General features: G+C 73.5%; 6 protein-coding genes. 2 read left to right on the forward strand and 4 right to left on the reverse strand.

Features of this window, described 5'->3' with window-relative positions:
• Positions 1-29: 29 nt before the first annotated feature.
• A complete protein-coding gene (locus tag LGQ04_RS03980; RefSeq protein WP_229242422.1) occupies positions 30-947 on the reverse strand; it encodes a LysR family transcriptional regulator in 918 nt (305 codons plus the stop codon).
• A 239-nt stretch (positions 948-1186) separates the two neighbouring features.
• Between LGQ04_RS03980 and LGQ04_RS03985 the strand changes: the two genes are divergently transcribed.
• The gene (locus LGQ04_RS03985) at positions 1187-1567 is read left to right on the forward strand and encodes a CBU_0592 family membrane protein (RefSeq protein ID WP_229242423.1); all 381 of its coding nucleotides are present in this window, start codon (positions 1187-1189) and stop codon (positions 1565-1567) included.
• 3 nt (positions 1568-1570) lie between these two features.
• On the opposite strand, the gene LGQ04_RS03990 is transcribed toward LGQ04_RS03985, so the two are convergent.
• Positions 1571-1999, reverse strand: coding sequence for a DUF1761 domain-containing protein (locus LGQ04_RS03990; protein WP_229242424.1), 429 nt, complete (start codon positions 1997-1999; stop codon positions 1571-1573).
• Between the two features lie 223 nt (positions 2000-2222).
• On the opposite strand from LGQ04_RS03990, the gene LGQ04_RS03995 reads away from it, so the two are divergent.
• Complete coding sequence (locus LGQ04_RS03995; RefSeq protein WP_229242425.1) at positions 2223-2705, forward strand: hypothetical protein; 483 nt, start codon at positions 2223-2225, stop codon at positions 2703-2705.
• A gap of 36 nt (positions 2706-2741) precedes the next feature.
• Here LGQ04_RS03995 and LGQ04_RS04000 read toward each other — a convergent pair whose 3' ends face one another.
• On the reverse strand, positions 2742-3407 hold the full coding sequence (locus LGQ04_RS04000; protein WP_229242426.1) for a DUF308 domain-containing protein: 666 nt from the start codon (positions 3405-3407) through the stop codon (positions 2742-2744).
• A 66-nt stretch (positions 3408-3473) separates the two neighbouring features.
• Positions 3474-11993, reverse strand: a complete 8520-nt coding sequence (locus LGQ04_RS04005) for a DUF7927 domain-containing protein (protein ID WP_229242427.1) — start codon at positions 11991-11993, stop codon at positions 3474-3476.
• Positions 11994-12181: the final 188 nt, after the last annotated feature.

Here is a 12181-nt window from a genome sequence, read left to right on the forward strand (position 1 = left end):
GGGCAGCGTACGTCGCGGTGGCGTCGCCGTCAGGCGAACGCGATCTCGGCGGCGGCGTCGACCATCTCGTCGAGCACCGCGCTGACGGCGGGGCGGGGTTCGTGCCGGGTGGCGCGGTGGCGTGCGACGAGCCGCCGGGAGCCGAGGCCGGGCAGGCCGACGACGGTGACGCCGTCGGGCACCTCGTCGGAGGCGCCGCCCTCGACGGCGAGCGCGGGCAGCATGGCAACGCCGAGCCCGGCGGCGACGAGGGACAGGGCGACGTCGAAGTCGTAGTAGAGGTGGCGGGTGCTCAGCCCGCCGAGGCCCTGGGAGAGACGGCGCAGCGCGCGGGCGGCGGCGGTGTCGGGCTGGGGTCCGAGCCAGACGGCGTCGCGCACGTCGTCGAGACGTGCGGGGGTGGGCATGGAGGCGGGGACGACGAGGCGCCAAGGCTCTTCGAGGAGCACGACCTCGTGGGTCCCGCGGGGCGCGGGGTTCTCGGCGGCCTCGAAGTCGCGCTCGAGGAGGACGACGTCGAGGTCGCCGCCGCGCAGGAGGCGCAGTGCCTCGGCGGGTTCGCGTTCCTGGACGTCGAGGTCGATGCCGGGGGCGGTCTCGGCGAGGCGTTGCGCGACGGGGGCGACGACGGAGCGGATGGCGGACTGGAACGCGCCGACGGCGACGCGGCCGGTGACCTCGTCGCCGAGTGCGGCGAGCTCCTTGCGTGCTTCGACGAGCTCGGTCTCGATGCGTTCGGCGACGTCGGCGAGCACGCGGCCGGCGGGGGTGAGCGTCACGCCGCGGGGGCCGCGGTCGAGGACGGTGACGCCCTCCTCGGCCTCGAGTCGCTGGATCTGCTGGGACACGGCGGACGGGGTCACTCGTAGGAGATCCGCGGCCGCGAGCACACCTCCGCCCCGGTGGACGGCAAGGAGGAAGGCAAGCCTGCGTGGGTCCGTGGCCATGTAGACATACTAAACGCCCACTCAAGGAAGATTCGATTGTGCTGAACGTCAGAGAGCCCCACACTGGTCGTGGCGCCGATCGGTTTCCTCCTCCTACGGGTCGGCGCCAGAGCTTGCACCACCCCGCGCCACCAGCCACGAGCCCGGAGCGCACAGCCTCCGCAGCGCCGCGGAAAACCCCTCCACCCCTTCGTCGCTTCCCGGAGCCCGCTGTGCCTGTCACCCTCGACACCTTCGTCATGATCCTCGGTTGGGTCGGCGCCGCCGCCGGCGTCGTCGCGTACGCGCAGGTCACCCGCGGCCGCTGGTCCGCGTCGTCCGCGCCCTTCCAGCTCACCAACCTCACCGCGGCCGGACTCATGGGTCTCGTCGCCGCGGCGAACGGCGTGTGGCCGTCCGTGTTCGCCAACCTCGTGTGGATCGTCATCGGCGTGCAGGCGGTCGTGCTCATCGTGCGGGCACGTCGCGCGCGCCGTCGTACCGTCGAGCCCGTCGCGGCGCCGGAGCCCCTGCTGATCGCGGGGAACCTCACGGGTGCGGTCGTCGTCGGGTCGGTCGTCGGGTCCGTCGCCGTGACCGACGACGAGCCCGCACCCCAGGAGGTCGGGCTCGCCGCCTGACCGTCACACCCCGGCGGGCGTGATGAGCCCGACGAGCAGCCCCATGACGAGCAGCGTGACGAGCTCGTGCGCGACGTTCAACACGGTCAGGCCCGCCGGGCGGCCCTCGAACGCGTCGTGCGTGACGAACCGCGCGGCCGTGAAGCCCGCCCACAGCACCACGGCGGTGAGCAGGGCGTTGACCAGGTAGCCGCCGCCGTAGAACGACCAGGCGAGGTACGTCGCCCCCGCGAGCACCCACGCCGTCACGAAGCTCACCACGACCGTGACCACGATCGGCCCGACGGCGTCCCGCCCCTCCCCGGACGGGTCCACCTTCGCGACGCGCATCCAGTACGTGCCGAACACCTTCGGCGTGTACCAGACCGACCCGACGAGCATGCTCGACGCCGTGGCGGCGAGCACCGCCCAGTAGTTGATCTCCGGAACCATCGCACCGCCCCTTCGCGCCGACGACCCTCCTCGGAGCGTACCGACGCCGCCCCGCGCCGTCGCCGCGACGCCACGCATGACATCCGTCATGCCTCACCCGTGACGGACCCCCGGAAGCCGGTGACACCGGGCACGGCCTGCGGCGACTCCCGGGCGGAAGGATCGTCCTGTCGGCACGGGCCGGCAGCACGACGACCGCACCGCGAGCGCCCAGGAGGGCCCCATGATCGAGAGCCTGCAGGACTTCACCGAGAGCCTCCCTCCGTTCCTGCAGTGGGTGGGCGTCATGCTGGCCGGCGCGATCCCGTTCGTCGAGTCGTACTTCGGGTCGGTGATCGGCGTGCTCGCGGGTCTCCCCACGCCGGTCGCGATCGGGGCCGCCGTGCTGGGCAACATCCTGTGCATGGTCGTCCTCGTCTACGGGGCGAGCGCGGTCCGCGGTCGCGTCGCCCGGGCGCCGCGCGAGGAGTCGCCGCGCCGCACAAAGCTGCGCCGCGCGTTCGAGCGGTACGGCGTCCCGGGCGTGAGCCTGCTCGGCCAGACGATCCTGCCCAGCCAGATCACGTCGGCGGCGATGGTGTCGTTCGGGGCGCCGCGCAACCGCGTCGTGCTCTGGCAGATCATCTCGATCACGCTGTGGGGCACCGCGTTCGGCGTGCTGGCCACGCTCGGGTTCGACGCGGCGGGCCTGGCGAGCGCCGCCTGACCGCGCACCGCCCGGTCGGTGTCCGGTCGGCGCCCGTCAGGTCGCCGGGACGTCCGGCTCCGGCGGGGCGGTCTCGGTCTCCGCCCGACGGCGGTCGCTCACCGCCGTGCTGGTGGCGAACGCCCCGACGAGGAGCACGACCCCGGCGACCACGAGGTACAGCGCGACGAGGAGCGCCGCGGTCGTCCAGGAGTCGGTGGGCCGGGCGAGCAGGACGACGCCGAGCACGAGCCACAGCACGGCGTTCGCGAGCTGCCAGTCCCACCCGGGGGTGCGCGAGCGGCGTGCGCGCAACGCCCCGAGGACGCCGATCACACCGGCGACGCACGCCCAGATCCCCACGACACGGAACAGCAGCGGCCCGCTCATCGAGGGCCACACGGCGATGAGCACCGCCGCGACGACGCTCACGATCCCCGCGACGAGCCGCCAGCCCACGCCGTCGTCGTCCGCGGACCGGGACCCGGACCCACCCGACCGCCGTCCGCGGCCGGGGCTGCCCTCGAGGGCGAGGATGACGCCCTGCACGAAGATCACGAGCGCGAGCAGCCACCGCAGCCAGCGCAGCCCGTCGTCGGGGCGGACGAACAGCACCACCCCCACGACGAGGTACGCCGCTGCCCGCAGGTAGACCAGGCCCCACAGCCTCCGGGCGGTGCCGACCGCGCGGTCGGACAGCATCGTCGCTCCGTCGTCGCTCATGCGGTGTCCTCCTCGGCCCGGCCGGTCGCCCCGGCAGGGGTCGTCGTCGCCCGCAGCGCGGGCCTGTCAGGTGTCCCGTCGCGCGGACCGCAGGCGCGTGCCGGCCAGCAGCCCGCCGAGCAGGATCAGGACGAGCGCGGTCGCCACGAGGCCGTTCCACTGCCCGCCGGTCTGCGGCAGCGAACCCTGCGGCGTGGTTCCCGGCCCCGGTTCGACGGGCAGAGCCGGTTCGACGGGCGGGGCCGCGGGCGGCACGACGACCGGGACGGTGGTCGAGCAGTCCGGGTTCACGGAGGCCAGCAGGGTCGGCAGCGGGACGGCAGCAGCTGCGGACATCCCCACGGGGCTCATCGACGGGTCGACGGCGCACGTGGACTCCGGCGGTCCGGTCACCACGTTGTCGAGCTGCCCGTCGCCGGTGGCGGGGGCGTTCACCGTGACCGAGTAGGTCAGGGTGACGTCGGCGCCCGGGTCCAGCGGTCCCGACCACGTGAGCTCCGGCTCCGCGAACGCGACCGCACCGACGTCCGGGGCGGCCGCCGCGTCGTCGTTCCACGCTGCGTCGTCGAGGACGGCCGACAGGTCGTCGGTGACCTCCGCCGGGTCGTCGTCCGTGTAGACGAACGTCCCGGTGTTCGTGACGACCACCGTGTAGGCGACCACGTCACCCGGCTGCACCTCGTCGCCCGCGTCGGAGGTCTTGACGATCTCCAGCGCCCGGACCGGCGTGGTGGTGGTGCAGCCCTCGTCGCTGCCGTCGGCGCACGTGGACTCCGGCGGCCCGGTGACGACGTTGACGAGGTCGCCGTCGCCGGAGACCGTGTCCGTGACGGTGACCGTGTAGGTGATCGTCACCGACGCGCCGACGGCGAGCGGACCGGTCCAGGTGAGCGTCGTACCGTCCACGGCGACGGCGCCCTGGTCGGGCGCGACCCCGACCGACGCCGCGTCGAGCGTCGCGTCGTCGAGCACGTCGGACAGGTCGTCGCTCACGACGGCCGGGGCCGATGCCGCGTAGTCCGCCGCGCCCGTGTTCGTCACGGTGACCGTGTAGGTGACGTCCTGTGTCGGGCCCGCCCAGTCCTCGCCGCCCTGCGTCGTCACGGACTTCTCGATCGTGAGCGCGCCCACCGGCGTCCGTGTGCCGGCGCACGGCCTGCCGGTGTCCGGGTCCACGCCGTCGACGCACGGCGGGGTGGGCGGGAGGGTCGGCCCGCAGGTGCCGTCCGCGCAGGTCGGCGGTGCCGGCGGCTCGAACACGACGTTGTCGAGCACGCCGTCCCCGGTGACCGGGTCGTCCACCGTCACCGAGTAGGTGATCTCCACCGACTCGCCGCCTGCGAGCGGCCCCACCCACACCAGCCGCGGCGCGGCCCACACCAGCGTGCCGCCGTCGGGCTCGACGCGGGCGTCACCGCCGTACGCGGCGTCGTCGAGGACGCCCGTGAGGTCGTCGATCACCGCGGCGGGAAACTCCTGCGTGTAGGGCGCCTGCGACAGGTTCGTCACCGTGACGGTGTACGTCACCGTTCCGCCCGGGACCACGGGCCCGTCGGGCTCGGCCGTCTTCGTGACCTCGAGCTGCCGCGAGGGCACCACGACGGTGCAGCCGGGTGCGGACGGGTCGGCGCAGGTGGACTCGGGCGGCCCGGTCACGACGTTGCCCAGCACGCCGTCGCCGCTCAGCGGGTCGTTCACCTGCACCGTGTAGGTGACCGTCACCGACTCGCCCACCGCGAGCGGGCCGGACCAGCGCAGCGTGCTGCCGTCGTCCGTCACCGCCCCCTGGTCGGGGGTGGCGGTCGCGTCGCCGGCGTACGTGGCGTCGTCGAGCACGCCGGAGAGGTCGTCGTCCCAGGTCGCCGGGTCGTCCTCGGTGTAGTCGAAGCCTCCGGTGTTGGTGACCGTCACGGCGTACGTGAGCACCTCGCCGGGCGTGATGTCGTCCTCGTCCGGGGACACCTTCTCCTTGACGAGGTCGAGCTGGCGCACCGGGTCGGTCACGGTGCAGCCCTCCTCCGTGCCGGCGACGCACGAGGACTCCGGCGGGCCGGTCACGGTGTTGGTGAGGACGCCGTCGCCGCCCTCCGGCAGGGGGGCGCCGACGGTCACGGAGTAGGTGACCGTCACGGTGTCGCCGACGGCGAGCGGGCCGGACCAGGAGAGCGCGTCGCCGTCGCGAGCGGCCGTGCCCTGGTCCGGTGCCACGACGACCGAGCCGTCCTCGAACGCGGCGTCGTCGAGCACGTCCGCCAGGTCGTCGGTGAACGACGCCGGGGCGTCGGCCGTGTAGTCGACCTCGCCGGTGTTCTCGACCGTGACGGTGTACGTCACGGTGTCGCCCGGGAGGACGGTGTCGCCGGCGTCCGACGTCTTGGTGAGGCCCAGCCCCGGTTCGAGTACGGGGACCTCGGTCGTGCAGCCCGGGTCGACCGGGTCGGCGTCCTCGGGGCAGGTGGACTCGGGCGGGCCGACGACCGCGTTCGTCAGGGTGCCGTCTCCCGAGAGGGGGTCGGTCACGGTGAGCGTGTAGGTGAGCGTCACGGTCTCGTCGACGGCGAGCGGGCCGGTCCAGGTGAGGTCGGGCGCCGTGAACGACGCCTCGCCCTGGTCCGGCTCGACCGTCACGTCCCCGTCCCACGTCGCGTCGTCGAGCACGGCGGACAGGTCGTCGGTCACCGTGAGGAGCGAGTCCGGGTCGGTGTAGGCGGCCTGTCCCGTGTTCGTGATCTCCACGGTGTAGGTCACCTCGTCGCCGAGCGGCACCCCGTCCGCGGGCTCGACGGACTTGACGACCTCCACCGCGCGCACCGGGAGAGTGACCGTGCAGCCCGGGTCGGCCGGGAGCTGCGCGGGGTCGCACGGGGACTCCGGCGGGCCGACGACCGTGTTGTCGAGCAGGCCGTCGCCGGAGAGCGGCGCGTCGACGGTCACCGTGTACGTGATCGTCACCGTCGCCCCGGCCGCGAGGGCCCCGGACCAGGTGATCGCCTCCGTGTCGGCGTCGAACTCCGCGTCCGGCGGGGACGGGTCGGTCGTGACGGTCCCGAACGTCGCGTCGTCGAGCACGTCGCCCAGGTCGTCGGACACGACGGCGGGGTCGAGGAACGTGTAGTCGGTCCCGCCCGTGTTGGTGACCTCGATCGTGTAGGTGACCTCGTCGCCCGGGAGCACGGCGCCGGTCGCCCTGGAGGTCTTGACGATCCCGAGGGAGCGCACCGGCGTGGTGGTCGAGCAGTCCGGGTCCGCCGGGTCGGCGTCCTCGTCGCAGTTCGACTCCGGGGGACCCGTGACGGCGTTGGTGAGGACGCCGTCGCCGTCGTCGGGCAGCGGGTCGTCGACCGTCACCGCGTACGTGATCGTCACGGTCTCCCCGATCGCGAGCGGACCGGTCCACGTGAGGGTCGGGTCCGTGAACGTCGCCTCTCCCTGGTCCGGCTCCACGACGATCGAGCCCGGGGCGACGGTCGCGTCGTCCAGCACCTCGGTCAGGTCGTCGGACACGGTGAGGAGGCTGCCCGGGTCCGTGTAGTCGACGCCCCCGGTGTTCGTCACGTCCAGCGTGTACGTCACGGTGCTCCCCGGCACCACGTCGCCCAGGGAGCCCGCGGTCTTGACGATCTGTACCGCCCGGACCGGGGTGGTGGTCGAGCACACGGGGTCGGCGGGGTCGTCGCCGTCGGGGCACGTCGACTCCGGCGGGCCGGTGACCGCGTTGGTGAGCACGGCGTCCCCGTCCTCGGGCAGCGGGTCGCCCACCGTCACCGCGTAGGTGAGCGTGACGGTCTCCCCGGCGGCCACGGGGCCGGACCAGGTCAGCGTGGTCGGTGCCCAGGTCGGGAGCGGGGGCGTCCCGCCGGAGTCCGACGACGCGGTGAACGAGTTCTCGTCGAGCGTGCCGTCGTCGACGACGCCCGCGAGGTCGTCGGTGACCGTCACGGGGTCGTCCGCGGGGTACGCGACGGTGCTCGGGTTGGTCACCTCGACGGTGTACGTGATCGTGTCGCCCGGCAGGAGCGCCGCGGGCGCGTCGGACGTCTTCGCGATCTCCAGCCACCGGACCGGTGTCGTCGTCGCGCAGCCCGGGTCCGTCGACCCGGGGGCACAGTTCGACTCGGGCGGCCCGAGGACCGCGTTCGTGAGCACGCCGTCACCGCCCGGCGGGTCGTCCACCGTCACCGAGTAGGTGAGCGTCACCGTCTCCCCGGCCCCGAGGGGGCCGAACCAGCGCAGCTCGGTCCCCGTCACGTCCAGGGTGCCCTGGTCGGGGTCGACGGTCGCGCCACCGTCGTAGCCCGCGTCGTCGAGCACGCCCGCCAGGTCGTCCGTGACCTCCGCGGGCGCGTCGTCGGTGTAGTCCGTCGCGCCGGTGTTCGTCACCTCGACCGTGTACGACACCGTGCCGCCCGGCAGGAGCGGGTCGGACGACGGCTCGGCCGTCTTGACGATCCCGAGGCCCGGCGCGGGGAGCACGACGACGCAGTCCGGGTCGACCGGGTCGTCGCCCGGGGCGCAGGTCGACTCGGGCGGCCCCTCGACGACGTTGCGCAGCACGCTGTCCCCCGTGACCGGGTCGTCGACCGTCACCGAGTACGTGACCGTCACCGACTCGCCTGCCGCGAGGGGACCGGACCAGGTGAGCGTCCCGTCCGCGTACGACACCGTGCCCTGCGCGGGGACGACCGTCGCGTCGCCCCCGTACTGCGCGTCGTCGAGCACGGCCGCGAGGTCGTCGTCCACGACGGCCGGGTCGGCGAGGGTGTAGTCGTACCCGCCCGTGTTCTCCACGGTGAAGGAGTACTGGATGACCTGCCCGGGGACGAGCGTCGTCACCGGCTCGGACGTCTTCTCGATCGCGAGCGACCGCACCGGTGTCGTCACCGTGCACGCGGGGTCTGCGGGCTCGACGTCGGGGTCGCACGTGGACCCCGGCGCCACGACCGTGTTGCTCAGGACGCCGTCCCCGCCGGGCGGGTCGTCGACCGTCACCGTGTACGTGATCGTCACCGACTCGCCCACGGCGAGCGGCCCCTCCCACGTCAGGGTCGTCCCGACGACGTCGACGGCACCACGGTCCGGGTCGACGGTCGCGTCGTCGCCGTACGTCGCGTCGTCGAGCACATCCGCCAGGTCGTCCGTGACCGACGCCGGGTCGCTCGCCGTGTAGTCGACGCCCCCGGTGTTCTCGACGGTGATCGCGTACTCCACCACGTTGCCCGGCTGTGCCGTCGGGCCCGCGTCGGACGTCTTCGCCACGGTGAGCTCGCGCTCCACGACGGTGACGACGTGGTCCTCGACCTCGCCGCCCGTCCACGCGCCCGTCGGCTGCGGGTCGGCGTTCGCGCCGGCGAACAGCCGCACGCGCAGGTAGGAGTCGCCCAGCACGCCGGGTGCGGGCACCGTCACCGGGTACGTCGCCGATCCGCTGGCCGCCGGTACCGTGACCGCGGCGCTCGCCTCGTCCGCGCCGAACGCGCCGTCCAGGTCGGCGTCGAGCCACGCCACGAGAGTCGCGTCGGTGGTCGAGTCGTTCGTCGCGACGACGTCGACCACGAGGTCTTCGCCGATCTCGGCCGTCACGGGCCCGGCGACCGCACCCTCGTCGTCCACCCCGGCCAGGTCGTCCCCGTCCGCGCCCGCGGAGGGCGCGCCGTCGGACTCCGTGTCCACCGTGTTCGCGTCCCCGAGCATGAGCGGTGCCGTGCTCGACGCCGCGTCGTGGTCGACGACGGCGTGCCGCGCGCCGTCCGACGCGAGGAGCGTCCCGTACGAGTCCGGTGCGTCGCCGAGGTCGAGCGGCAGGTCGACGACCTCGACGGCGTGGTCCTCGACCTCGCCGCCGTCCCACGCGCCGACGGGCTGCGGACCCGGGTTCGCCCCGGCGAAGAGCCGCAGCCGGACGAACGTGTCGCCCTCGGCGTCGGGGGCGGGCAGGGTCACGGGGTACACGTCCGTGCCGCTGCCTGCGGGGACGGTCACCGCGGCGCTCGCCTCGTCCGGGTCGAACGTCCCGTCGAGGTCGGCGTCGAACCACGCGACGAGCGTCGCGTCGGTGGCCGTGTCGTTCGTCGCCGTGACGTCACGGACCAGTGGCTCGCCCACCAGCGCGGTGGACGGGCCGGCGAGCCCGTCCTCGTCGTCCACGCCCGCGCCGTCGTCCCCGTCCGCGCCGGGGGAGGGCGCGCCGTCGTCCTCCGCGTCGACCCGCGTCCCCAGCATGAGCGGGGCGGTCTGCGTCGCGCTCACGTACCCCGCGACCCCGTGCCGTGCACCGTCCGCGCCGAAGGTCGTGCCGTACGACGCCGGGGCGTCACCGAGGTCGACCGGCACCGGTCCCGGGCACCGCGACCCGTCGTTCCCCGTCGAGGCCGGGCCGTACGCGAAGAATGTGGGCGGCCGCGCGGGAGCGTCCAGGTCGAAGCGCCAGATCTGCCCAGTGCCGTTGTTCGACGCGTAGAGGTACCCCGCGTCGTCGAGGTACGTCGCCCCCCAGGCCGCGCCCGCGCCGGGCTGGTTCGACGGGTTGACCCCGTTCGGCGCGGCGATCGCGCCGTACCCCGCGAGCGCCTGCATGTTCGCCGTCCCGGTGCTCGGGTCGAGCGAGAAGAGCACGGTGGCGCGCGGGTTCTGGTTCGCGTTGTAGCCGACCGAGTAGAGCCGGCCGTCGTAGTAGGACCAGTCCGCACCGGAGACGAGGTTCGCCGCGGGGGTCGAGTACGACGTGTCTCCGGCGAGGACCTGCATGAACGTCGGCGACACGGGGTCCACGTCCACCGCGATCCACGACGCCGGCCCGCCCTGGCTCGTCGATCCGTACCACACGCCGTCCGGTGAGACGTCGCCGATGTTGAACTCCGTCGAGACGAGGTTCCCCGGCCCGAAGCCGACGCCGGAGAAGCCCGGCTGCCCGAGGTTCGTCTGCGCCTGCAGGTCGGGCGACGTCCGGATCAGCTCGGGCGGGTTCGACGACTGTCCGGCGACGAGCGCGCCGTACGCGAACCCGTCCACCGGGTTGTACCCGACGGCGTTGACCCCGTACTGCGGGACCTTCCCCCGGTCGACGTACCCGCCGGTGACGAGGTCGACGTCGTAGACCGTCGTAGGCGGGGAGCCGACGAACTGCCAAAGCTGCGCCGCGGCTGGGCACTGCGGCGGGTCGAGCGGCTCGAAGGTCACGTCGGTGGTCCCCGGGGGGTCGAGTCCCACCAGCTCGGTGAGGTCGTCCGGACCGTTGGTGTACGTCCCCGGGACGTCGGACGTCACGCCGACCGTCACCGTGCAGCTCGCGAGGTTCGGCGCGACGAGATCGCCGCCGGTGAGCGCGACGGTGCCCGTCCCGGCGTCCGCGGTCACGACCCCGTCCCCGCACGTCGTGGAGGCGTCCCCCGTGAGGACCAGGTCGTCGTCGGCGAACACGTCGGTGAAGGAGAAGTCTTCCTTGGGACCGGACGGCGTGCCCTGGCCCGCGATGAGGTCGTACGTGTTGGTGACCGTGAACGTCAGGGTCGCGACCGACCCGACGACGTGCAGCCCGGAGGAGAACTCCTTGTCGAGCTTCGGGGTCGTGTCGAGGACCAGGAGGTTGTCGAACGCGGTGTCGTTGCCCGTGCCGGACCCCTGCTCGTTGACGATCCGCACGCCGATCGAGTCACCCGTGGACCGCACGGCGATGTCGCCGATCCAGGTTCCGACGCGCGTCTGGCGCGTCTGGTTCGTCGCCGACGCCGCCGGGACCACCAGGCCGTAGGGCGCGTCGCGCGGGACCACGCACGTGTCGACCGGGGCGCTGAACGCGGACGTCGTGGATCCGTCGGCCTGCGTGATGAGGAACTGCGGCTCGGCGCCCACCGCCCCGGCCACGTTGCAGCTCTGCGAGGCCACGTCGATCGAGAACTGGAAGTAGCGCCCCGGGTCCACGGCCAGCGGCTGAGCGAGCTCGAGCATCGAGCCGGGCTCGATCGTCTGCCCCGTCCCCACGTTGGTGTACGACGAGACGAGGTGGTTCGTCGCGGGCGTGTCTGCCGGGACGCTCCCGAGGTACGGGTACCGGGGGGTGGCGTGCCACTCGCCCATCGCGCGCGCCATCGACCGCAGCCGGTTCCACCACGCGTTGTCGGGCTGGGTGCCCGTCGGGATGCATCCGTCCGACGGGTTGAGGAGCGGGTCGGGCCAGAACTGCGGCCGGGGGGAGTCGAAGGTGTTCGCCTGGTAGGAGACGGTGCCGTGCGCGGACACGATGATCCCGTTGCAGTAGTTGCCCGCCGCCCAGTCGGAGTCGGCCGTGTACGTCGTGACGCCGTCGGCGTTGACGTAGCCGGGCTGGTAGTTCGCCTCCGAGCCGTTCGCGCCGACGGGGAACGGGGTGAGCGTCTGGACGTAGTCCCCGGCGTCCCAGTCGTTCCCGTTCGACCCCGGGCCCGCTTCGTCGGGCTCCTGCCACGTGACGTTCTCGAACGTCTCGACGAAGAAGACCCGCGGTGCCTCCATGACGCCCGGGCTGCCCGGAACCGCCGCCGACTCGGGCACCCACGGCGCGGCGACCGGGACGGCCGTCAGCCCCGCCGCGAGCACCAGCGTCCCTGCCACCGCACCGGCGACGGACCGGCTCCGCGGGCGCGCGACCGGCCGCCCGGAACCCCCACGGCCCCGGAGTGCGTGCGTCGACCACTGCGCCATGCGAGCTCCCCCGGAAGCAGGACACCGACCGCTGACCCCCCGCGTCGTCGCGAGAGTGCCACCGTCCTTTTTGTCGCACGCCGCGAGCGCTCCGGCAA

Origin of the sequence: Cellulosimicrobium marinum (assembly GCF_020551945.1) — a bacterium.
GTDB lineage: Bacteria > Actinomycetota > Actinomycetes > Actinomycetales > Cellulomonadaceae > Cellulosimicrobium > Cellulosimicrobium marinum.